The sequence below is a fragment of the Flexivirga meconopsidis genome, assembly GCF_026162425.1.
Classification (GTDB): domain Bacteria; phylum Actinomycetota; class Actinomycetes; order Actinomycetales; family Dermatophilaceae; genus Flexivirga; species Flexivirga meconopsidis.
The window spans coordinates 158,330-180,092 of record NZ_JAOBQJ010000003.1; the positions used below are offsets into that span (position 1 = coordinate 158,330).

Below are 21,763 nucleotides of genomic sequence, written 5' to 3' on the forward strand. Positions count from 1 at the left end.
GTGGTGGTGGGCCACGACCCGGCGGGCGCCGTTCACGCCGGTTCCTCGAAGGTGAGTGCGTCACCTACCCGCAGGTCGAGGTCCTCCGCGGTCACCACCGCCGGCGCGTCGAGGATGATGTTGTAGTGGTTGGGGTGGTGGCACTCGTCGAAACCGGCCACCGTGCCGAGTTCGCGGTCGTTGACCTTCACCCTGTCGCCACGCTCGACGACGGTCGCCTCGACGAACTCGGCGAAGCCGAGGAACCCGGCGGCATCGACCCGGTCACCGGCTCGCTGCGGCCGGTCGGTTGTGGTCAGCAGTTCGTGGATCTCGCCGCTGCGCACGCATCGGCTGGTCCACTCCGACAGTTCCATGCCGCGCTCGTCCCTGCGGTGGAAGAGCAGCTTGACGAAGCGCGCATGCGCCGGCGCTTTTGCCGACATGCCGGAGCGGAGCTCCTTTCGGCGCGCGATGCGGTAGGCGTCGTCGACCAGCCGGACCAGCTGCTGCCCGACATCGTCGGTGCGGTGACGAACGACCGTGTCGACGAAATCCTCGACTATGCCGTCGTATTCATGCTCCAGCGATGATTTGAAGCCAGGAAATCCGGCCAGCATGTCGACCACACGCTGGGACCCGTCGGCCAGGTCGAGCGTGACGTCCTTGACCTCGCCGTTCGCCAGCCCCCAGTCGAGTTCGACCCGGACCGGCACTCCGTCCTGGTTGATCAGGTCGACGTTGGCCCGAAACTCAACGCCGGCACGGACGTCTCCGATGGTCGCGTCGACAACGTCGAGATCGCCCACGAGCGACCGCACGGCATCAATTGCGTTGGGACCGTTGTCGATCAAGCAACCGCCGCCGCATCGGTCCCGATCGAGGTACCAGCGCTCGGCACCCGTGTGTTCCTCGATGTTCTCGTGGTATCGGGCGGTCACCGCCGTCACCTTCGGCCCTGAGAGCAGGGACGGTGCCACCTGCTGAATGTTCCGGTTGTAGCGTCGGTGCAAGGCGGTGAACAGCGTGACGTCGTGCCGCTCGGCGAGGGCCGTCAGACGCTCAGCATCGGAGGCAAGGACAGTCAGCGGCTTCTCGCAGCAGACGTGCACGCCTGCGACCAGGGCGTTTCCGGCAATCTCCGCGTGTGCCGAGTTCGGCAAGGTGAGGATCACCGCGTCGGCCAGCCCGGCCGCCAGCAGGTCGTGATGGTCGGTAAAGCGGGCGACGTGGTCGGGTATGTCGCCGAACCTGCTCTCGTCCAGATCGCAGACCGCGGTGAGCTCGGTGTCCGGGCATCGTTCGACGGCGCGCCGGAAGTATGGGGAGATGACCCCCAATCCGATGATGGCGATACGCATCAGGCCGCTCCTTGCTGTGAGGTGACCACGGGCAGGGTGAGATTCAGATCCTCGGCCAGCTCCTCGAGCTGGCGAACTAAGAACGGTTGCAAGGCAATCCCGTCGCGTCGATGAAGAGCGGCACGCTGCGCGTCGGGTGCGCCCGGGTAGCTGACCGGTGTCCCGTCGAGAGCGGGCTCGTCGCGAAGCAGCCGGTCCAGGACCTCACGACTGCGCGTCGGCAACGCCATACCCACACCCAGGCGCTCTGGGTCGATCGCGATCACCACGTGCCCGATCCCGTCGGAGTCGCAGTCATCGGTGCCCGCATCCGCACCGGCCAGTGGGCCGCAGAGCAGTTCGACGAGCACGCCGAGCCCGAAGCCCTTGACCGCACCGCGCGTCAGGTCTCCGCCCAACCAGGTCAATGCCGCCCGGCCGCTGAAGTAATCGTCCGGATGGGTCACCGGCTGACCCACGGCATCGCGCAGCCAGCCCTCGGGCACCAGTGCTCCCGCCGCCTGCCGCTCGCGCACCTTCCCGCTGGCGACTGTCGTGGTGCTCATGTCCAGCACGAACGGCGGCCCGCCCGGCGCCGGCACCGCTGCCGCGATCGGGTTGGTCCCGAGCAGCTTGGTGGTCCCGCCGAGCGGGGGCACCACGCCCTGACTACCGCAGTTGGTCATCGCCATCGACACGACTCCGCGGAGGGCAGCGCGTCGGGCGTAGTAGCCAGCGCTGCCGAAGTGAGTGCTGTTGCGGACGGTGCAGATGCCTACGCCGTGCTCGTGCGCTCGTTGCACCGCGAGGTCGGTTGCGAACTGCGCTGTGGCGTGGCCGAGAGCACGGTGACCATCGACGACGCAGCACGCTCCACCGTCCTGCACAAGCTGCGGACGGGCGCGGGCGTCGATGCGTCCTTCCCGTAGACCGGGCACGTAGATCGGGGCCAGCCCGGCGCAGCCGTGGGTGCTGAACCCGTGGAGGTCGGCGTAGATGAGGACGTCGGCGGTCACCGTCGCCTGGTCGCTGGGTACGTCGTGCCGCAGCAACACCGCGCGCACGAAATCGTGCAGGTCCTCGTGGCTGATGATCATGCTGCCACCTCGCGCTGACGATTGCCGAAGGCGACCACCAGTTCCTTGATCCGTTGGGCGTAATCGCGCAGGTCCGCGATCTCGACGAACTCCTCCGGGGTGTGTGCTCTGTTTGTGGACAGCCGACCCGGGCCGCACACGGCGACGTAGCGGCCGGGTGCACCGGCCCAGATCGCGTCGCAGGTGAAGGCCGAGCCGTCGCTGATGCCGTCGTGCCGGGGCAGGCCGGCCAGGCGGAACACCGTCTCCATCTCCGCGTCCCGGTTGGCCAGGGTTGGCAGGTCTCGCTTGAGCCAGGAGCCGTGCACCACCTCGCCCCATTCATCCACCAGGCGCAGGGCGAGCGGGTTCTCACGGTGGGTCCGGGCGAACTCGGCACCTGCCGCGTCCACCAGGTCGAGCAAGTCTTGTTGCAATGCCTGCGCCGAATCTTCCTGTGCATACGCGATATTCAGCAGCAGTCGGCCTGATCCGTATGCCCGGTTGTGCGCGGTGCCGGTCTCTAGCCCGGCTATGCAGAGCTTGGCGTCGAGACCGCGTGCGACTGGTCCGAAGCGCCGCGCCAGGAACTCGGCGAGGAAGCCCAGTGCGATCGTCGCGTTGTGGGCGGCTTCCGGGTGGTCGTCGGTGCTGTCCTCTCCGGCCACCTCGATCTGGAAGGTCATCGCCGAGGTGCAGTGGTCCATTGCTCGGTTCCCAGAGGGTTCGGCGAAAACCATCAGCCGGCCCACGTGGCCGCGGTCCACCAGGTGTTTGGTGCCGTAAACACCCATCGCGCCACCTTCCTCACCCGGCACGCTCGTCAGCCGGACTTCGATCTCGTCTGCCAGCCAAGGGTGTTCGGCGAAGGCGGAGGCGATGCCGGCGGCTGCGGCAACGCCGGGGCCTTTGTCGTCCACAGCGCCCCTGCCGTGCAGCACACGACCGTCGAAGGTGACCTCGAGGTGCGGTCCGACGGTGTCGACGTGGAAGTTGACGATCAGGCGCCGTTGCTCGGGTTGTTCCCGGCCCATCCGTAGAACGAGCGACGGCTGGTCGCGCAGAAAGCCGTGTGGGTCAGCCTCGGCCGCATCACGAACGATCTGTGGCACCTCGTCGGTCTCGAGAAAGAGATCGACCGAGGGAGAAGAACATTCGACGACTTCGAAGCCGAGCTCCTCGGCACCGGCTCGCACGATCTGTTGTGCTCGCCGCGTCTGCGCGGGGTCACCGCCCTCCAGCGGCGAGACCGATGGGACCTCGAGTAGCTCAATGAGCCAGGCGAGGTCGCTCGGGCCGAACGGGATGACCGACCGCAATGCCCGATCCGCAAAGTCAGGCTGCAACATGGCTGTCCTCCAAGATGTGTCGGAAGTTTCCGGCGCAGGAGACGAATCCCTGGGTGAGCTCGGTAGGCGAGCCGGTCTGGTGTAGATGCGGTATGTGGCTGACGTGTGGTTCGAGGCTGTACCAGCCGTCGAAGCCCCGTCGCCGCAGGATCTCCAGGCACTCGGCCAAGCGCGCCGAGCCATGACCGGGAGGCAGGAAGACCGCGCCGTCGGTCCTTCGGACCCCGTCCTTCACATGCACATGTCGGACCGCCGGAAGTACCGCGTCGAGGTATGCGACGGCGTCGTAGCCGTAGGCGAGACCATTGCCCACGTCGAAGATCACGTCGAGTCCGTCGCCGACCCCCTCGAGTAGTCGGCATGCCTGATCGGGGCCAGCGCCGCCGAACCCGGCGCAGTTCTCGTGCAGCAGGGTGACTCCGAGAGCATCGGCCTCGATGACCAGTCGACGAACACGGCGGATCGCCTGTGTAGCCCACTCGTGCTCCGACAGTCCGTCGTTCGGGTAGGACATGATGCGCAGCCGCGCACCGAAACGGCGTGCGATCTCGGCGTACTGCGCGAGCAGCGCCAGCTCCGCGCGCTCGTCGGTCATGACGGAGGTCGACCATCCGCCGATCGGTGTGTCGATGACCGGCACTTCGAATCCCCGCTCGCGCACAGTCCGGACCAGGTCCTCGAGGTGCTCCCGGTGCAGTTCGTGCAGCAACCGTCCGTCGACGGTGCGCAACTCGATCGCGGTCATCCCGCACGAGTCGAGGATGTCCAGCTGATCGGGGAGGGCTCGCGCGGCTTCGTCGCCGATGCCACATAGTCGGGTACTCATCACTGCGCCCCGAAGAACCGACGGATCGCGTCACACACAAATTCTGCCGTTGAGTCCGCCATCCGCGGATGTAGCGGGAGGGTGAACGTTTCGCGGCACAGGCGTTCGGCGACCGGGAACTGCCCGGCACGGTACCCGAGGTGGGCGAATACCGGCTGCAGTGGCAGCGGTCGTGGATAGTAGACCTTTGTCTCGATCCCGTTGCGGCGCAAGTATGCTCGCAACCGGTCGCGGTCGGCACAGCGCACCGGGTAGGTATAGACCGCGCGGTCGCGCAGGTCACAGGTCGGAACGGTCAGCAGGGGCGTCAGGTCGCTCAGGCGCTCGCGATACAGGTCGGCGACGCGCCTTCTGCGCCGAAGGATTTCGTCAAGGTTGTCGAGTCTGCGGAGGACGAACTCCGCGGTCAGCTCGTCCATGCGGGCGTTGTAACCGATCAGTCGGTGCACGAATCGTTCGCCGGGCTGCTGCCCGTGGTTGCGCAGCATGACTGCTGTCCGCGCGAGCCGCTCGTCATCGGTGAGGAGGACTGCGCCGTCGCCGATCCCGCCGGCCGGCTTGGCCGGGAAGAATGAGAAGACTCCCATGTCACCGTGCCGTCCTGCCGGGACGCCGGCGACCTGCGTGCCGAGCGCGACCGCACTGTCCTCGATCACCGAAAGACCATGGAAGGAGGCGATTTCGGTCAGTCGCGGTAGGTCAGGGGCGTGGCTGTAGAGGTATGCCGGTAGTAGTGCGGCCGTGTCCGCTTCGCAAGCTGCGTCTGCCGCATCTGGGTCGAGAGCCATCGTCGCCTCGTCCACGTCGGCGAAGATCGGCCTGGCCCCGACCTGGGCCACGGTGCTGGCCGAGGAGATGAACGAATATGCGGGGGTGACCACCGACTGTCCGGGTCCGATGCCGAGCGCCCGCAGCGCGAGAACCAGCGCGGCCGTCCCGTTCGCGGTGGCGATGACGTGCGCAGCGCCGGTGCGCTCGGCGATTGCGGCTTCGAGTCGGGCGACTGCCGGTCCGAGGATGAAGCGGTCCTCGATGGCCACCCGGCGCACCAAGTCGACGATCGCAGAGGCGTCGTCGGCGAATCGGCTCGACCAGTCGAAGTACGGCACGGTCAGCGTGTCGATGCTCATGGGCCCTCCCGGTAGAAATCGAGGATCACGTCGCAGACGTAGTCGACGTCGGCGTGGGCCAGATCGGCGTACATCGGTAGGGCGACGGCCCGCTCGCTTGCGGATTCTGCTGTCGGACAAGGGAAACGGGTGCCGATGCGACCGGCGAAAGCCGGTTGGCGGTGTACCGGCACGGGGTAGTAGGTTTCGGTGCCGATGCCGTGTTCGGCGAGGTGGTCGACGAGCCGATCCCGATCGCGCGCCTCGATCAGGTAGACGTAGCAGACCTGAGTGCCGGGCTCGCTCGTCGGCAGCAAGCGCGGGGTGCGCACTGCGGGCATCAGGCCCGCCAGCCGCCGGTCGTAGTGGGCGGCGAGGGCAGCGCGGTGGGCTATGTCCGCGGGCAGGTGTTCCAGTCGAGTCAGTAGCACCGCCGCCTGCAACTCGTCCAGCCTGCTGTTGTAGCCGAGTTCGACGTATTCGTCGGGGTTTTCGGCCTGTGCTCCGTGCGCCCGCAGCCGGCGTGCAGCCGTGGCAACCGCATGGTCATCGGTGAGCAGCATGCCCCCGTCACCGAGGCCGCCAAGAGTCTTAGTCGGGAAGAACGACAGCACGCCACCCGCACCGTGCAGCCCGGCATGGCGGCCGCCCTGGAACATGCCAATACCCTCCGCGCTGTCTTCGAGCAGGAGTAGACCGTGCTCAGCGGCGAGTGCGCGCAGCGGTGCCATGTCGGCCATCTGGCTGAACAGGTGGACCGGCATGATCGCCTTAGTGCGGGGACCGATGGCGGCACGTGCAGCGCCTGGGTCCATCGCGTAGGAGCCGGAGACGACATCGACCATGACCGGCTCGGCACCGACCAGGGCCACCGAACTCGCCGTCGAAAAGAACGTGTAGGCGGGCACGATTACCTCATCACCCGGTCCGATGCCCACGGCTCGCAACAGGATGACGATCGCGTCGCTGCCGTTGGCCACAGCAATCGCGTGGCGCGCGCCGGTGAATCGCTCAACTGCGCGCTCAAGCTCCATGCCCACGGCGCCATAGGTGAATTGGCCCCTAGCGATGACTTCGGTGAGTCGTTGTTCCAGGTTCGGCCAGTCGCGTTCGATTGAACGCGCACCGGTGAAGAATGGTATGACGCTCATCGGCAAGCGCCCTTCAATTCGCGGATGAAGCCGCTCGCCATGTCTTCCCGTGCCGATGCCGTGCGGGCGTCATCCAGCCGTTGCATCAAAGCGCTGCCCACGATGACCCCTGCGGCGCGCCCGTGTAGGGACCGCACGTGCTCGGGGCGAGAAATTCCGAATCCGACACAGACCGGGAGAGTTCCGGCGATTGCGGCGACCCCATCCAGGTACTGTCCGATGGCCGGATTGAGCTCTGCGCGGCTTCCTGTGACGCCGTTCGTGGCGAGAGCGTAGAGGAAGCCGCTGCTTGCCGCGACGGTTCGCTCCAGCCGCTCCGGACGACTCGTGGGCGCAGCGAAGAAGACCTGGGCGAGGTCACTCTCCGTCGCGCACTTGATCCAGTCGCCGGCTTCGTATGCCGGTAGGTCGGGGACGACCAGGCCGTCGGCTCCTGCGGCCGCGACGTCGGCATACAACGTGGTCAGCCCATAGCGCAGAAAGGGATTGCTGTAGCCCATCAGGACGATGGGCGTATCGACCCCGTTCTCTCGCACCTCTCGTACCGTCTCGATCACTCCCGGCAGCGTCATACCCGCAGCGAGAGCGTGGGCGGCCGTGTGCTGAATGACCGGTCCGTCGCCCATCGGGTCGGAGAACGGCACTCCGAGTTCGACGATGTCCGCGCCCGCGTCGGCGACGCTGGTGATCAGTCCGGCCATCTCGGCGCCCGCGGGATAGCCGCAGGTCAGATAGGCGACCAGGGCTGTCTCGGAGCGTTCGGCCGTCGCCGCGAAGGTCTTCGCCAAGCGTTCCATCATGCGTCCTTTCGGGTGTCGAGGGCGTCCATCGCAGTGGTGAGATCCTTGTCGCCGCGGCCGGACAGGTTGACAAGTAGCTGGCTGCCGCGTGGCAGCGACGGGGCGATGCGCAGGGCACCGGCCACAGCGTGGGACGACTCCAGCGCCGGCAGGATTCCTTCATTGCGGGACAACGCCACGAACGCATTAAGCGCTTCGTTGTCATCCGCAGTGAGGTACTCCACCCGGCCGATGTCCTTGAGATGGCTGTGTTCCGGGCCGGCACCCGGGTAGTCGAGACCGGGCGCGATGCTGTGCGTGAGTTCGACCTGTCCGTTGTCATCCTGCAGGAGGTATGTGCGCATGCCCTGCAGCACTCCGGGGGTTCCGTAGACGAGCGGCGCTGCATGTTTACCGCGCGCGCCGCGGCCATCGCCAGCCGCTTGGATCCCGACGAGGCGCACTCGATCATCGAGGAACGCGCTGAAGATGCCGATCGCGTTGGAACCCCCGCCGACACAAGCGACCACAGCATCCGGAAGCCGTCCGGTCGCGTCGAGGAATTGTTGCTTCGCCTCTTGGCCGATCACCGACTGGAATTCGCGGACCATCCGCGGAAATGGATGCGGCCCGAGCGCAGAACCGAGCAGATAGTGGGTCGTGTCCGGATTGCCGATCCAGTCGCGAATCGCCTCGCTCACCGCATCTTTGAGCGTCGCGGTGCCTTGGTCGACCAGTTGCACAGTGGCGCCCAACAACTCGATGCGTTGTAGGTTTGGCCGTTGCCGAGCAGCGTCCACACTGCCCATGTAGATGGTCGCGTCGAGGCCGAGGTACGCGCACGCTGCGGCGACGGCAACGCCGTGTTGACCGGCGCCGGTCTCCGCCACGATCCGCCGCTTTCCCAGGCGTCGGGCGAGCAGCGCCTGACCGATTGCGTTGTTGATCTTGTGCGCGCCGGTGTGCGTCAGGTCCTCCCGCTTGAGCCACATCGTGACTCCGTGCGGTTCGATTCCCAGATGCTGCAGCCTGGTCAGGGGCGTGGGACGTCCGACAAATGTGGTGAGCAGATGGTCCAGTTCGGCGCGGAAGATCGGATCCTGTAGAGCCTGATCGTAGGTTTCGCAGAGCTCCTCTAGTGGCGCCACGAGCGTCTCGGCTACGAACTGCCCTCCGTAGTCACCGAAGCGGGTAGTCATGCTGCCACCCCCGCTTGGCTGCGAGATGGGTCGCCCGTGAGCAGTGTGCGAAGAGCTACTCCAGGGTCTGCGGCGCGGAGCAAGGATTCACCGACGAGGCACGCATCGAAGCCTGCTTCGGCGACCCGGCGCAAATCGTCGGCGGTCCCGATGCCGCTTTCACTGACGGTCAGTACACCGCGGGGAACGCTTTCCCGGATCCTGGCGCCGCGGTCGAGGTCCACCGAAAAATCTTGAAGGTCACGATTGTTAACTCCGATGATCGTTGCGCCCGCCGACAGGGCTCGCTCGACGTCTTGCTCGGAGAAGGTCTCCACGAGCGCGTCCAGGCCCGCCTCCGCGGCATCCTTGAGCAGTTCACCGAGCAGTTCGTCGTCGACGGCCCGCACGATAATGAGCAGGGCTGCCGCACCCGAGTTTGCGGCGAGGCTCACCTGTCGGGGGTCGACGACGAAATCCTTATAGAGGACTGGGACATCGACTCCCCGATCGGTCGAGACTCTCTTCACCAACTCCGGAGAGCCGCCAAAGAAGCGATCCTCGGCCAGTACCGACACGGCCCGTGCGCCGTAGGCAGCGTACTTGCGGGCAACTGGAACGGCGTCATCAGTGGACAGCAGTTGTCCCTTGGAAGGGGAGGCCGGCTTCACCTCTGCGATGACCGACATGCCGGGCAGAGCCACGGCGGCGGCAAATCGGCCGTGGTTAGGACGCTTTGTCACAGTCGGTGACGCAGGGTCACCGGACCAGACCCGTTGCTTGTGAGCGATTATCTCGTCGAGATACATGTGACGTTCTCCTCCGGGCAGTCGGTTGATGGTTGGCTGAGACGTCGCAGCTGATCGATTGCTGCACCTGAGGCAATAGCGTCCGAGACCAACGAAAGACAGGTATCGAGATCACCTCGCCCGCCGACATGCAGGGCAGCCGCCGCGTTCAGAGCACATGTCTGCCGTATGGCATGAGAACCCTTGCCGGCCAATGCATTACGGGTTAGGACCATGTTGGTCGCGAGATTGCCTCCAGCAAGTTCGCCGATCGTCGCAGGCGCCATCCCCCACTCAGCGGGGTCGAGCACGAACCGGTCTGACCGGCCGGTGGACACCGTTAGCACCCGCGCGACACCCGTCGTGGTCAGTTCGTCCATGCCATCGGCGCCGCGCACGATCCACGTGTTCACTCGCCCCAGGCGGGACACTGCCTCGGCCAATAGTTCCTGGTCGCTTGGAGTGGTCACACCAATGATCGCTCCGGCCAGCGGGACCGGGTTTCCCAGCGGTCCTAGTTGATTGAAAATGGTTGGAAATCCTAATGATCGACGCACAGACGCGAGTCGGTCCAGGGACGGATGAACCGCCCTGCTGAAAAGGAAGGCGAAGTGATGCCGGCGCAGCCGATCAGCGATATGTGGGCCGTAGTCGGTTGGCACACCGAGTCCTTCGAGCAGGTCGGCACTGCCGCATCGGCTGGTGGCCGCCCGGTTTCCCACCTTGGCGACCGTGCTTCCGACCGCACTCGCAAGGATGGCTGAGATGGTTGACACATTGACTGATCCGCTGTGATCGCCACCTGTGCCGACGATGTCGATGCACGACGGTGCGTCGGCGGGCGCGATGGCCCGATCCTGCAGGGCCCGGAGCGCCGCGAGCAGCTCGTCCACGTGGGTTCCCTTATGTGCCAACGCTGTCAGGAAGATAGCGGTATCGGCCTCGGAGGATTTATCAAGAAGCTCGGCGAACGCCGCATCGGCTAGGTCGGCCGACAGGGTCCGCCCAGCGGTCAGCTCCTTGGTGGCCCGGTGAAGCGGTGCGCCGGTCACAGCAGCTGCACATTCGCGGCGGGCCGCAATTCACCCTTGGTGTCCAGCACCCGGGCAGCAAAGTCCCATCGTGGGTCGGTGAGCAGCGGACCGTGCGCGGTGACCAGCACCACCAAGTCCTGACGGCTGATCGTCTGGTCGTTCCACGGGACCGAGTAGTGATCCTCGCCGTCGATGTGTACTGACGGGGCGAGCGGGTCGTGGTAGCAAACCTCGGCACCCAGCCGTGCGAGTCTGGCAAGAATCTCTACCCCTGGAGCGTTGCGCAGATCCGGAACCCCCGGCTTGTACGCGATACCCACCACCATGATGCGAGCGCCGTAGACCCGTATGTCTGCATCAAGCAGCACCTCGACGCATCGATCCACTGTCTCGCATGGGCGGTTGACGATCCGATCCCGCGCGACGCTGAGGACGGGCATCGAGGTGCCCTGTGCGGCAGCCTGTTCCAAGAGGAAGTTGGGATCGACCGGGATGCATTCACCACCGACGCCCGGGCCGGGATAGTGGGGGAGGAATCCGAAGGGCTTCGTTGCCGCAGCGTCGATCACCTCCCGCGGTCGGATACCGAGCGGCCGACACAGGTCGGCGAGGTCGAAAGCGAGCGCGATGTTGACCATGCGGAAGGTGTTCTCGTACACCTTTGATAATTCGGCGACTGCTGGCGTGGAGACCGGGCACACCGTCGTACAAATCAACTCGAAAAGCAGGGTCGCCCGTCGGGTGCACTCCGGGGTAAGACCGCCGACCAGCTTCGCGGTGTTCGTGACCGTCCAACCGTCGGTGTTCCCGGGGTCGACCCGCTCGGGTGCTACGGCGACGTGGAAGTCGGTGCCGGGCACCAGGCCGCTCGCAGCGGCGAGGCGACGTGCCATCCGTTCGGTTGTGCCGGGAGGGACAGTGGACTGCAGCACCACCAGTGTCCCGAGCTGCAGGTATGGCGCCACGGCATCCGTCGCCGACCATACCGCGCTGAGATCGGCCCCGTGTTGTGCCGTCACCGGTGTGGGCACGCAGATGATGATCGCCTCGCAGCCAGCGAGGGATTCACAATCAGTCGAGGCGTGCAGCTTGCCGTGCACGTCGGCAAGGTCTGCAACGGTCACGTCTGGCAGGTAGGAGATGCCATCGGTCAGCAGCTCAACCTTGCGCGCGTCGAGGTCGACACCGACAACCTCGAGTCCGGCATCGGCGAAACCGTGGGCTAAGGGCAGGCCGGTAAACCCCAAACCGACGACGCCGATTCGAAGGGTCAGGTCCGAGAGCGCGGTGTCGAATTGCGCCACGGACACGGTCCGGGCGTCCGTCTCGAAACCCGGAGTCAACAAGCTCATGATCTTCTCCCTGCGAGTCGTGGTGGCCGTTTCCTCAATGGCACCGCGGAGCGGCCACACTCGACAGACCACTTGGCACAGGGCGATACAGACCGATCGATCGAAATCGTGGAGATCTCATATAGATTCGCGGCCCACGCTGCTTCCATGTCTTGGCACATGACCCTGGAGGTTGACCGGTCCGCCGTCGACTCGCTGACCCATCAGGTGCAGCAAGCGATCCGGTCACGCATCGAGAACGACCTGCTCCCCGCGGGCAGTCGGCTGCCGTCGACCCGTCAGCTTGCGGCGGATCTGGGCATCTCCCGGAGTGTCGCGGTCGAGGCGTACGAGCAGTTGACTGCCGAAGGCTTTCTGCTCTGCCGCCGCGGCTCCGGGACCCTGGTTGCCGACCAGGGTGCCGAAAAGCCGGCCGGAGCAATCCGGGCACTCACGCCAGCTCGCATTCGGTGGGATCTGCGGTGTAAGCGCGGCCCCGTGCCGGACTTCCCGCACGCCGAATGGCTGGGTTGTTATCGCACCGCATTGGCGGCTGCAGGTGAGTCCGAGCTGGGGTATGTCGACCCTGATGGTTCGCCACGGCTGCGGGAAGTGTTGGCGCGCTACCTGGCGAGAGTTCGCGTCGCAGCCGCGACAGTCGAATCTGTAACGATTACAGCGGGTTTCGCGCAGGGGATTTCATTGATAAGTCAAGTCCTGCAGGACCGTGGGCTTCGCCAGGTCGGGATGGAAGAGCCATGCTCCGCGGCCGTGCGTACCTTCCTGCAGCGTGGTGGCCTGGAGCCGGTTCCGGTTCCGCTGACCCGTGCCGGCCTCGATATGCGTCGGCTTCGGGAGAGCGGGGTGCGAGCGGTCGTGGTTTCACCTGCCCACCAGTTCCCGACCGGTCAGACGATGAGCGGCGAGGGACGTGCCGCACTGGTGGAGTGGGCTCGAGAGGTCGACGGCTGGATTGTCGAGGACGACTACGACGGAGACCTCTGGTTGGATGCGGCGTCCCGCACCGTTGCACTGCACGCATTGGACCCTGAACGTGTCATCTATGGCGGCACAACAAGTATGACGATGGCCCCCGGGTTGCGGCTCGGCTGGTTGGTGGTGCCCGAAGCATTACGCGAGGAGATGGCTGCAGTTCGACGGGTCCGTGACCTCGGCGTCGACACTCTGCAGCAGTGCGCTTTAGCAGAATTCGTCACCAGCGGACTGTTCGACCGGCATCTGCGCCGCGTGCGCCTGCGCTACCGCAGCCGACGCGAGCTGTTCGTCTCGGCGCTGCATCGCCATTTTCCCCATGCACAGTTGACCGGGAACGCAGCGGGAGTGCATGCGCAGCTGCTGTTGCCGCGGTGGATGGACGAAGCCGACTTCGTCGCCGCGGCCGCCCGGCGCGGCGTTCAAGTCGACGGGGGCGCGCACTTCTGGGCGCACACCGCGAGCCCCCCAGCGTCGTTGATCCTGTCATACGCGGGCGTGTCAGCGAGCGGTCTGGGTGATGCGGTTACCGAGCTCGGGCTCGCTGCTCAGGCGATGGACCGGTCCCGCAAGTGGCAGGTCAGTCCACCGACTGCGCGTGTCGGACGAAGCGCCTGATGAGGTCCGGATCCTTCACGCCACGCGTGCGTTCGACGCCGCTGGAGACATCGACGCCGAAGGGTCGCAACCGTCGGATTGCGGCCACAACATTGTCGGGGGTGAGACCGCCCGCCAAGAGCCATCGCCCCTGCGGTTGCGCTGTCAGTGTGTCGGCGTTCCAGGTGTCGCCGGATCCCGGCACCGGGCCGTCGAGGATAAGCAAGTCCTCGCCATACGCACCACAACTCGGCGCGTCTGTCTCCTGAGCCGCGGTTGCCCGAATAAGCTTGCGTCCCAGAGGTTTCAGTGATTCAAATCGGTGGGAGGTATGGAGTCCGTGCAGCTGTATCGCGCTTACTCCGGCCTCCTCTACGGAGGTCCTGATCGCAGTGTCATCCTCGTCGGTGAACACACCCACGGTCTCGACGTGGCCCGGGACCGCGCATTTACGCAGGAGAATGCGGACATCTGCTGGCTGGATCTGACGGACGCTCCGTGACATCACAAAGCCGAGTGCGCAGGCACCAGCTTCGACAGCTGCCGCGACCGATTCCGGGTCGGTCAACCCGCAAACTTTCACGTACATCACGTGGCCTCGCGGACGACGCGGAGCCGGCTGAAAAGCATTGCACCGACGGTTAACCCGGCTGCTGCGACTACGAGTGCTGTGCGACCGCCGGTGGTCGCCGCCAGAACTGCTGCGGCCAGGCCGCCGAGCGGTATGACGATGAACGCGACGCACCGATAGGTCGCGCTGACCCGGCCGAGCAGTTGAGTTGGAACCCTGGATTGCCGCAGGCTCATCGAGTGAATGTTGAACAACACCATTCCAAGTCCGTTGCCGATGTATGCGATTGCCATCAGGAGCAACGCCATCGGGGCTGGACCGGATGCGATCGGCAGCAGGATCAAGACGACCGAGCCGAGGACCATTCCCATTCCCATGGCGCGCCCGGCGCCCCACCGCTGACCGATCTTGGGGGCGAGGACCGATCCGACCAACGCGCCCAGACTGCCTCCGGCAATCAACGGCCCGAGCACCGCCGTGGGCAGCCCGAGGCCAGTGACCACATGCCACGGCATGAGCACCAAGACGATGTCCCAGAAGAAGTTGAAGCATGCCGACTGCAGCATCACGCTTCGCAGTAGGCGGTCGGACCAGGTGATCTGCAGGCCTTCGCGCAAGTCCGCGAGCACCGAGCGACCGGTGTCGGTCGGCGCGGGCTCGGGTGTACGGATCCTGGTCAGGGCGGTCACCGAGATGAAGTAACCGACCGAATTCACCGCAATCGCAACGGGTGCGGTGAGCAGCTGCACGATGAGGCCGCCTGCTCCGAGGCCGGCGGCCTGGGAGACCGACGCGCTCGACTGGAGTTTGCTGTTCGCATCGATCAGCTGCTCCGGCTTGACGACGGCTGGAAGGTAGGACTGATAGGCGACGTCGAACTGCGCGGTGAACGCTCCGGTGACGAACGCAACCAGATAGAGCAGGCCCATCGTCAGCTGGCCGGTGAGAAAGGCGATTGGCACGAGCGCCAGCGTGATCGTCCGGCCGATGTTGCCGATGATCAGCAGCGGTCGCCTGCGCACCCGGTCGGCAAGCACGCCGGCGATCAGCGTGACAACCGCGATCGGTAGGAACTGCACGGCGTTCAGCAGTCCGAGCTGGCCGGGACCAGCGTGCAGCATCGTGATTGCGGTCAACGGCAGTGCCAGAAGGGTTATCTGCTCACCGAACAGCGCGACGGTCTGGCCGAACCACAGCCGAAGGAAGTCCTGGTGCCGCCATAACGTTGGCTGGGCCGGGGCCGCCTGCGGTGGCGACAGCAGCGTGCTCATGCCGCACCGGCGGATGACCAGTCGATGCGGTAGTCCTCGCGCGTCCGAGCGATCGCCGCCTCCACCTCCGCGGCAGTCGGCAGCGCGAACCGGTACACCCCCGCAGTGTGTATGGCGCCGCCGTTTCCAGCGAGAACCGTTCCGGGAGTAGGCAACTCCTCGGCATACAGCCCGTCGATGGTGCCGCGCAACGAACTCACCGAGTGCACTGTGCAGGGCCGCATCGGTGGCTGCGGCATCATCAGGTAGCCGGCCACCTGATTACTGGTGGGGGGTGCCGGCAACGCGGCGCGGTCACCGACCGCGCAGAGCAGGGAGGCGCGCACCAGGTCGACTCCATACACCTCATCCCAGACGAAGCGGACCTGGCCACCGCCCGCCCGGGCGCCGACCTCGAGAAAGACCAGGTCTCCGGTGCCGTGTTCGACGAAGAGCTCGAGGTGGAAGACGTCGTCCACAAGACGCAGCGCCTGCGTGACGCGAACGGTGAAGTCGGTGATGCGGCGCTCCAGGTCGGCGTCGTCGTTGGCTACCGAGGCGAACGGCAGTCCGCCTGCGAAGTCGAGGCAGGACGCGAGGCAGTGCCAGCTGCGGGAGAGTCGCAGCTCACCGTCCGCAACCACGCCATCGACCTGGTAGAACTCGCCTTGAATGAACTCCTCACACTCGAAACCATCGAGTGGAGAGTCGGATTCGAGCAACCCGTGCGCTGCTGCCGCGTCGGTGAGGACGTGTACTTCCTGGCTGTCGGCGCCGAGTCGTGGTTTGACCACGACCGGGTAGTCGAGTTCATCGGCCATCGCTGCGAAGTGATCGCGCCCGTCGACCGGCCGATGCCAGGGCACCCTCAGTCCAGCGGCTGCCACGGCGTGCTTCATCGCGACCTTATCTCGCACGAGCGCGACGTCGCGCTCCCCGCGACCCGGCACGCCGAGCCGGTCACGCAGGATCCCGGCGTGGATGAGGTCGAACTCCGAGAGCGCGACGATGTGCGTGAAACCGCCGTGCAGTGTCGCGAGTTCCGTTGCGTGGCGAGTGAGTTCGTCGATGTCGTCGATGTCATCGACGACGCGGATCTCCTCGGCACGGTCGGAAAGCCGGTGCGCGCCCGCCTGCGTGGTCAGGTAACTGACCGCCGTGCGCTCGTGATCGAGGTGCCGGTGATACTCGGCGAACCGGTTGGTCCAGCGGTTGAGGATGAGCACGTGTCGAGACATAGCGGGCTCAGCCGGCAGCGGCCAGATCGGCGGCGGTCGCGTACTCGCTGATCGCATGATCGAGCGCGGCCAGCACGGGTTCGCGCTGCGCCGATGCCGCCATCGCATATGCCAGGCGTCGGGCGGAGCACGCGACTTGTCCGACGCCGGTATGCCTCAGCCGACCTTGCTCGAAAACGTCCGCAGCCGAGCCGATCTGGGCTGCCAACGGCGCTGATGTTTCAGATCCGTCCAGGTCCAGATAGCGGATGCCGACGTGCTGGTCCGGTCGGGCAACGTCCAGGCGCACCTCCTCACCGAGGTATGACGCGACGGTCGCGGCGTACAGGTCCGCGCCCGCGGCACGCAGCCACAGGTCCGGGATACGATCGCCCGGGAGTCGCGCCGCGACCTCCATCAGCATCGGCCCGCGAACGCCCATCCGAACTTCCAGGTGGAACGGTCCGAGTCGAAGACCCAATGCATGCACCACTTTTCGGGCATATTCGCGCAGTTCCTGCTGGCAGCGATCGTCGATACCAGCAGGCACCAGATGCCCGATCTCGACGAAGGTAGGCTCCGAGCCGAGCCGCTTCTCGGTGACCCCGACCACGTGCACAGTTCCGTCGGCTACGACGCCTTCGACGCTGAACTCCGGGCCCTCGACGTACTCCTCGACCAGGATCGGATGGTCCTCGTCAACCTCAACCAGACGCGCGATCTGCGCCATCGCGGCTCGCGCGTCGCTGACGGTCTCGACCTTGCGCACCCCGAGGCTGCCGGATTGGTCGACTGGCTTCACCACGCTCGGTGTGCCGGTCACGCGCAGCGCCGCGCGCACTGCGGCTGATCCTGTCACCGCCACGTAGCGCGGCTGGTCGATTCCGGCATTGCGCACCGCGTCACGCATCAGGTGCTTGTGCCGAAGTCGTTGGGCGACAACGGGCCCCGGCGTCCGCAAGCCGAGCTCGACCGCGAGTCGGGCGGCCGGCTGGACCGCCTGCTCCTGGCCGGGGAACAGCGCCCCGATCGGGGTACGGCGGTGCAGCTCGCGCAGGGCGCGACCGGTCGCGGCGATGTCGGCAGTGTCGACCCGCACGATCTCCGTGATGTCTTCCACCACCTGGTCGGCCAGCAGGGCGTAGCCTTCGGCACCGACCACGACTACGACCGGATGCCCCAAGCGAGCCGCGTGCTTCAGCAGCCGCAGGCCACTCGAGCGTGGCTCCAGCACGACGAACCGGGGCCGCGGGTCCGCCGCCACCGTGCCTGCGATCGCGTTCACTAGTACGGCGCTCATGACAGCACCAGTTCGCGGTCGTAGGAGTCGAGCACGCTGTCCAGTGCCAGTGTCTCGGCCTCAGCGAGCAGCACGGTGGTCTGCTGGTGCAGTCGCAGGCCGCACACCGGGCGCGGCCCGTTGCCGTCAAAGAACGAGTACGCCGCGTCGAGGAACTGGTCGATCGGCCGGTCCTCGATCAGCGCCCGGCCGGGTCGGTCGCTGACCCGCACCTGACCGCAGTGCGAGCCCTCACCCAGGGGGTAGTCGGCGATGATCTCACCCCGGTCCCCGGTCACCCGCAGCCGGCGGCGTCGTTCCGGCGCAGTCAGATCTGAGCGCAGCGTGCTGATGACCCCGTTGTCGTGCAGCAGGGTGAGGTCGGCACCGCCCATCATGCAGCCGGTGCCGCCGAGCTCCGGTGCCGGGCGGCTGGCGGCCTGTGCCACGGTGGCGTCGCCGCCGGCCAGGTGCAGGGCGAGCAGCACCTGGTGCGGCAACTCCACGCTGAAGGCGGAGCGGTGCCCGTCGGGGCGGGCGAAGCGGGGCTTGTTCTGCTCGAAGTCGAGCGATCGCACCGCGCCGATCGTGCCTGCGGCCAACAGCTCGATGACGCGCGTGGTGACCCGGCTGTGCGGCCACACGCTCATCGGCACGATCTCGCAGTTGCGGCCGAGCGACCGCAGTAACCAGGCGTCCCGGGGCGTGCGCGCGACTGGCTTCTCGACGATGATCGAACGGGCGCCCAACTCGACCAGTTTGGTTACCGTCGGCACGTGGTCAGCCGGGGGAGTGGTGACGTGGAAGACGATGTCGCCGATCGGTGCGATCGTGCCGCAGTCGGCGAGGTCGGGCAGCAGCGGCACGTCGTCCGGGCTGGCATCGTATGCCGGGTCGACGGCATACAGGTCTACCGGTCGGCCCAGCTGCTCGAGTGCGTTGCGGTGGAGGTTTCGACCCGCGTGGCCGTACCCGACGATCACGACGGGACGTGGTGCAGGTTCCTGGACGAGATTCAGGTGCTGTGTCGTCATGTTCCGGCCTTCGTGGAGTGGTTCGACTTGTTCGGATGACGACAGCTTGATTCGTCCTTCCGGCCGCGAGCCATACCAACCGGGCCGTTCGGCAGCGGACCATTCTCCGCCCCGGATTGATTACCTCACGCGCACTCGCGCGCCGGATGACTCCCGGTCACAACCACTTTCGTCTGCGGAAGACCAGGAAGAGCACGCCACAGACCACGAGCATCAGGCAGAGCGCGATGGGATAGCCGACCGGCCAGGACAGCTCCGGCATACGCTCGAAGTTCATCCCGTAGATGCCGCTGATCAGTGACGGTGCGAAGAGGATCGCCGCCCAGGCGGAGATCTTCTTGACCTCGTCGTTCTGCTCCATGCCGGCTTCGGCAAGGCGGCGCATCTCCTCGTTCTGGGTCTGCGCGACGAGGGTGGCGTTGAGGGTGAGGATGTCGGCCAGGTTGCTGCGGAAGCCGTCGACCCGCTCCACCACGCTGGTGGCGTGGTCGGCGACGTCGCGCAGGTTGCGCTGCAACTCCTCGTCGGTGCCGTACTTGTCGAAGCCGCGCTCCAGGCCGCGCACGATCTGCAACAACGGCTTGGTGGCGCGCTGCAACTCGGCGACCTCACGCGAAAGCTCGTAGATGCGCCGGGACACCGCCGGGTCGGACTCGAAGACCTGGTTCTCGATCTCGTCGATGTCGTTCTCCAGGCCCGCGATCACCGGTGCGTAGCCGTCGACGACGAAGTCGATCATGGCGTAGAGCACGGCCTCGGGGCCGAGTGCGAGCAAGTCCGGGTCGGCCTCCATCCGGTGCCGCACCGCCGCCAGGTTCGGGCGGTCGGTATGACGAACCGTCAGCACGAAATCGCGGCCGATGAAGATGTGCAGCTCGCCGATCTGGACGGTCTCCGACTCGTCCAGGTAGATGGCGGGGCGCAGCACCACGAAGAGCGTGTCGTCGTAGCGCTCCAGCTTGGGTCGCTGGTGGGCGACGATCGCGTCCTCGACCGACAGCGGGTGCAAGTCGAAGACCTTGGCCATGTCGGTGATCTGCGCCTCGGTCGGGTGCACCAGGCCGATCCAGGCCATCGCCTTGTCGGGGTCGTGCAGCCGGTGCATCGCCTCGCGCAGCGAGTGCGGCGCCTCCAGGCGCCGGCCGTGCAGGTAGACCGCCTTCTCGACGACCGACTCCTCGACCGGCACCTCGTCGTCACGACGCGGCTGGAGCGCGCGTTCGGGTGCGTCTTCTTCCGCCGGCCGGTTGCGCGAGGGCAACACGGACGTGGGCAGGAACGCACGGTTTCTCCAGCTGGGCACGATTGCCAGGGTAGTGCTTCGCCGAGAGGCTCACTTACCGTCCAGAGGCTCACGTATTTGCGGTGTTCGGACCGCGAATACGTGAGCCTGTCGCTGATAAGTGAGCCTCTCGGCGAGGGGGCGGACGGTTACTCCTGCGGGCGGGTCATCGCAAGCACATCGAGCACCCGGTCCAGGTCCGCCTCGCTGATCGAGCCGTCCTTGACGTGGCCGCGTTCGATGACGACCTGCCGGATCGTCTTGCCCTCCTTCAGCGACTGTTTGGCGATTGCGGCTGCCTCGTCATACCCGACGTAGTGGTTGAGCGGGGTCACGATCGAGGGCGACGACTCGGCGTACTCCCGGTCGCGCTCGACGTTGGCGGTGATGCCGCTGGCGCAGCGGTCGGCGAACAGCACCGACACGTTGGCGAGCAGGCCGATGGACTGCAGCAGGTTGTCGGCGATGACCGGCAGCATCACGTTGAGCTCGAAGTTGCCGGACGCGCCGCTCCACGCGACGGCCGCGTCATTGCCGACAACCTGCGCGCTCACCTGGCAAACCGCCTCCGCCAGCACGGGATTGACCTTGCCGGGCATGATCGAACTGCCGGGCTGGAGGTCGGGCAGGAAGATCTCGGTGAGGCCGGTGCGCGGCCCCGAGCCCATCCAGCGGATGTCGTTGGCGATCTTGGTCAGGCCGACCGCGATGGTGCGCAGCATGCCGGAGAGCTCGACGAGAGCGTCACGCGCGCCCTGCGCCTCGAAGTGGTTTGCCGCCTCGGTGAGCGGCAGGTCGAGGTCCTTCGCCAGGTGCGAAATAACCTCTGCAGCAAGGCCTTTCGGCGCGTTGATGCCGGTGCCGACGGCGGTGCCACCGAGGGGGAGAGCGCCCACACGGGGGAGCGAGTCCTGCAGGCGCGCGACGCCGAGGCGGATCTGTGTGGCATATCCGCCGAACTCCTGGCCGAGAGTGACCGGGGTGGCGTCCATCAGGTGGGTGCGACCCGACTTCACCACCTCCGCGAACTCGGTCTCTTTGGCCTCGAGCGCCTCAGCGAGGTGCTCGAGCGCCGGGATCAGGGTGCGTACGACGGCGCGCGCGGCGGCGATGTGGATCGCCGCCGGGAACTGGTCGTTGGAGGAGAAGGGGTCATTGACGTCGTCGTTGGGGTGCACCGGCGCACCGAGCGACTCCTGCGCGAGCGAGGCGATGACCTCGTTGGCGTTCATGTTGGACGACGTGCCCGACCCGGTCTGGAACACGTCGATCGGAAACTGCTCGTTCCACTCGCCGCGGGTGACGGCCGCCGCGGCGTCGGCGATCGCCCGCGCCTTGTCGGTGTCGAGCATCCCGCGCTCGGCACGCGCCGCCGCCGAGGCGCCCTTGATCGCGGCGAGTGCCGCGATGAGCTCGGGGTCGATGGGGCGCCCGGAGATCGGGAAGTTCTCGACCGCGCGCTGGGTCTGCGCACGCCACTTCGCCTGCGCGGGCACGCGCACCTCGCCCATCGAGTCGTGCTCGATGCGGGTCATCAGGGTGTTCGGGGTCTGCTCGGTTTGCTCGGTCACTGTGGGAGCGCTCCTCTGCTTGTCGAAGG

At 66.4% G+C, this 21,763-nt stretch carries 19 protein-coding genes; 1 reads left to right on the forward strand and 18 read right to left on the reverse strand.

The features are described from left to right. Window positions 1-32: 32 nt before the first annotated feature. From N2M23_RS10480 to N2M23_RS10530, 11 genes are read right to left on the reverse strand one after another with little or no spacing between them, the layout of a single operon-like run. On the reverse strand, window positions 33-1,340 hold the full coding sequence (locus tag N2M23_RS10480) for a Gfo/Idh/MocA family protein (protein WP_265445358.1): 1,308 nt from the start codon (window positions 1,338-1,340) through the stop codon (window positions 33-35). After that, window positions 1,340-2,416 (reverse strand): Ldh family oxidoreductase, encoded by a 1,077-nt coding sequence (locus N2M23_RS10485; protein ID WP_265445360.1) that lies wholly within the window; start codon window positions 2,414-2,416, stop codon window positions 1,340-1,342. The genes N2M23_RS10480 and N2M23_RS10485 overlap by 1 nt, the downstream gene beginning before the upstream one ends. Continuing rightward, complete coding sequence (locus tag N2M23_RS10490) at window positions 2,413-3,744, reverse strand: M20/M25/M40 family metallo-hydrolase (RefSeq protein ID WP_265445362.1); 1,332 nt, start codon at window positions 3,742-3,744, stop codon at window positions 2,413-2,415. The genes N2M23_RS10485 and N2M23_RS10490 overlap by 4 nt, the downstream gene beginning before the upstream one ends. Next, on the reverse strand, window positions 3,731-4,570 hold the full coding sequence (locus N2M23_RS10495) for a sugar phosphate isomerase/epimerase family protein (protein WP_265445364.1): 840 nt from the start codon (window positions 4,568-4,570) through the stop codon (window positions 3,731-3,733). The genes N2M23_RS10490 and N2M23_RS10495 overlap by 14 nt, the downstream gene beginning before the upstream one ends. Beyond that, window positions 4,570-5,700 (reverse strand): DegT/DnrJ/EryC1/StrS family aminotransferase, encoded by a 1,131-nt coding sequence (locus N2M23_RS10500; protein ID WP_265445365.1) that lies wholly within the window; start codon window positions 5,698-5,700, stop codon window positions 4,570-4,572. Before N2M23_RS10500 ends, N2M23_RS10495 begins: the two co-directional genes overlap by 1 nt. Continuing rightward, window positions 5,697-6,830: a DegT/DnrJ/EryC1/StrS family aminotransferase gene (locus tag N2M23_RS10505; protein WP_265445367.1), complete on the reverse strand. Its 1,134-nt coding sequence runs from the start codon at window positions 6,828-6,830 to the stop codon at window positions 5,697-5,699. The genes N2M23_RS10500 and N2M23_RS10505 overlap by 4 nt, the downstream gene beginning before the upstream one ends. Then, the gene (gene trpA, locus N2M23_RS10510) at window positions 6,827-7,627 is read right to left on the reverse strand and encodes a tryptophan synthase subunit alpha (RefSeq protein WP_265445368.1); all 801 of its coding nucleotides are present in this window, start codon (window positions 7,625-7,627) and stop codon (window positions 6,827-6,829) included. Before trpA ends, N2M23_RS10505 begins: the two co-directional genes overlap by 4 nt. After that, window positions 7,627-8,808, reverse strand: coding sequence for a tryptophan synthase subunit beta (gene trpB, locus N2M23_RS10515; protein WP_265445370.1), 1,182 nt, complete (start codon window positions 8,806-8,808; stop codon window positions 7,627-7,629). The genes trpA and trpB overlap by 1 nt, the downstream gene beginning before the upstream one ends. Next, window positions 8,805-9,596 (reverse strand): indole-3-glycerol-phosphate synthase, encoded by a 792-nt coding sequence (locus tag N2M23_RS10520; protein WP_265445372.1) that lies wholly within the window; start codon window positions 9,594-9,596, stop codon window positions 8,805-8,807. Before N2M23_RS10520 ends, trpB begins: the two co-directional genes overlap by 4 nt. After that, window positions 9,578-10,627, reverse strand: coding sequence for an anthranilate phosphoribosyltransferase (gene trpD / locus N2M23_RS10525; RefSeq protein ID WP_265445373.1), 1,050 nt, complete (start codon window positions 10,625-10,627; stop codon window positions 9,578-9,580). Before trpD ends, N2M23_RS10520 begins: the two co-directional genes overlap by 19 nt. Next, entirely contained in the window at window positions 10,624-11,961 is a 1,338-nt protein-coding gene (locus tag N2M23_RS10530; RefSeq protein ID WP_265445375.1) for a nucleotide sugar dehydrogenase, read from the reverse strand. Before N2M23_RS10530 ends, trpD begins: the two co-directional genes overlap by 4 nt. A gap of 147 nt (window positions 11,962-12,108) precedes the next feature. Between N2M23_RS10530 and pdxR the strand changes: the two genes are divergently transcribed. Continuing rightward, window positions 12,109-13,551: a MocR-like pyridoxine biosynthesis transcription factor PdxR gene (pdxR, locus tag N2M23_RS10535; protein WP_265445377.1), complete on the forward strand. Its 1,443-nt coding sequence runs from the start codon at window positions 12,109-12,111 to the stop codon at window positions 13,549-13,551. On the opposite strand, the gene N2M23_RS10540 is transcribed toward pdxR, so the two are convergent. The 7 genes from N2M23_RS10540 to N2M23_RS10570 form a co-directional block, all read right to left on the reverse strand. Continuing rightward, window positions 13,514-14,098, reverse strand: a complete 585-nt coding sequence (locus tag N2M23_RS10540; protein WP_265445379.1) for a phosphoribosylanthranilate isomerase — start codon at window positions 14,096-14,098, stop codon at window positions 13,514-13,516. The genes pdxR and N2M23_RS10540 overlap by 38 nt on opposite strands. 20 nt (window positions 14,099-14,118) lie before the next feature. Then, window positions 14,119-15,372 carry an MFS transporter gene (locus tag N2M23_RS10545; protein WP_265445381.1) on the reverse strand — a complete coding sequence of 418 codons (1,254 nt, stop codon included), beginning with the start codon at window positions 15,370-15,372 and terminating at the stop codon, window positions 14,119-14,121. Further along, window positions 15,369-16,589 carry an ATP-grasp domain-containing protein gene (locus N2M23_RS10550; protein WP_265445383.1) on the reverse strand — a complete coding sequence of 407 codons (1,221 nt, stop codon included), beginning with the start codon at window positions 16,587-16,589 and terminating at the stop codon, window positions 15,369-15,371. Before N2M23_RS10550 ends, N2M23_RS10545 begins: the two co-directional genes overlap by 4 nt. Window positions 16,590-16,596: 7 nt before the next feature. Further along, a complete protein-coding gene (locus tag N2M23_RS10555; protein ID WP_265445384.1) occupies window positions 16,597-17,868 on the reverse strand; it encodes an ATP-grasp domain-containing protein in 1,272 nt (423 codons plus the stop codon). Further along, on the reverse strand, window positions 17,865-18,881 hold the full coding sequence (locus tag N2M23_RS10560; RefSeq protein WP_265445385.1) for a Gfo/Idh/MocA family protein: 1,017 nt from the start codon (window positions 18,879-18,881) through the stop codon (window positions 17,865-17,867). Before N2M23_RS10560 ends, N2M23_RS10555 begins: the two co-directional genes overlap by 4 nt. A 157-nt stretch (window positions 18,882-19,038) precedes the next feature. Next, complete coding sequence (locus N2M23_RS10565) at window positions 19,039-20,184, reverse strand: magnesium and cobalt transport protein CorA (protein ID WP_265445387.1); 1,146 nt, start codon at window positions 20,182-20,184, stop codon at window positions 19,039-19,041. A 128-nt stretch (window positions 20,185-20,312) separates the two neighbouring features. Beyond that, window positions 20,313-21,698, reverse strand: coding sequence for a class II fumarate hydratase (locus tag N2M23_RS10570; RefSeq protein ID WP_265446157.1), 1,386 nt, complete (start codon window positions 21,696-21,698; stop codon window positions 20,313-20,315). Window positions 21,699-21,763 lie beyond the last annotated feature (65 nt).

What these genes read in the sequence shown, in the direction of transcription:
- N2M23_RS10560 (WP_265445385.1), bottom strand. Translation starts at nt 18,881, where the DNA reads ATGACGACACAGCACCTGAATCTCGTCCAGGAACCTGCACCACGTCCC.
- N2M23_RS10570 (WP_265446157.1), bottom strand. Translation starts at nt 21,698, where the DNA reads ATGACCCGCATCGAGCACGACTCGATGGGCGAGGTGCGCGTGCCCGCG.
- N2M23_RS10520 (WP_265445372.1), bottom strand. Translation starts at nt 9,596, where the DNA reads ATGTATCTCGACGAGATAATCGCTCACAAGCAACGGGTCTGGTCCGGT.
- N2M23_RS10490 (WP_265445362.1), bottom strand. Translation starts at nt 3,744, where the DNA reads ATGTTGCAGCCTGACTTTGCGGATCGGGCATTGCGGTCGGTCATCCCG.
- N2M23_RS10555 (WP_265445384.1), bottom strand. Translation starts at nt 17,868, where the DNA reads ATGAGCGCCGTACTAGTGAACGCGATCGCAGGCACGGTGGCGGCGGAC.
- N2M23_RS10550 (WP_265445383.1), bottom strand. Translation starts at nt 16,589, where the DNA reads ATGTCTCGACACGTGCTCATCCTCAACCGCTGGACCAACCGGTTCGCC.
- trpB (WP_265445370.1), bottom strand. Translation starts at nt 8,808, where the DNA reads ATGACTACCCGCTTCGGTGACTACGGAGGGCAGTTCGTAGCCGAGACG.
- N2M23_RS10485 (WP_265445360.1), bottom strand. Translation starts at nt 2,416, where the DNA reads ATGATCATCAGCCACGAGGACCTGCACGATTTCGTGCGCGCGGTGTTG.
- N2M23_RS10495 (WP_265445364.1), bottom strand. Translation starts at nt 4,570, where the DNA reads ATGAGTACCCGACTATGTGGCATCGGCGACGAAGCCGCGCGAGCCCTC.
- N2M23_RS10500 (WP_265445365.1), bottom strand. Translation starts at nt 5,700, where the DNA reads ATGAGCATCGACACGCTGACCGTGCCGTACTTCGACTGGTCGAGCCGA.
- N2M23_RS10505 (WP_265445367.1), bottom strand. Translation starts at nt 6,830, where the DNA reads ATGAGCGTCATACCATTCTTCACCGGTGCGCGTTCAATCGAACGCGAC.
- pdxR (WP_265445377.1), top strand. Translation starts at nt 12,109, where the DNA reads ATGTCTTGGCACATGACCCTGGAGGTTGACCGGTCCGCCGTCGACTCG.
- N2M23_RS10545 (WP_265445381.1), bottom strand. Translation starts at nt 15,372, where the DNA reads ATGAGCACGCTGCTGTCGCCACCGCAGGCGGCCCCGGCCCAGCCAACG.
- N2M23_RS10530 (WP_265445375.1), bottom strand. Translation starts at nt 11,961, where the DNA reads ATGAGCTTGTTGACTCCGGGTTTCGAGACGGACGCCCGGACCGTGTCC.
- N2M23_RS10480 (WP_265445358.1), bottom strand. Translation starts at nt 1,340, where the DNA reads ATGCGTATCGCCATCATCGGATTGGGGGTCATCTCCCCATACTTCCGG.
- trpA (WP_265445368.1), bottom strand. Translation starts at nt 7,627, where the DNA reads ATGGAACGCTTGGCGAAGACCTTCGCGGCGACGGCCGAACGCTCCGAG.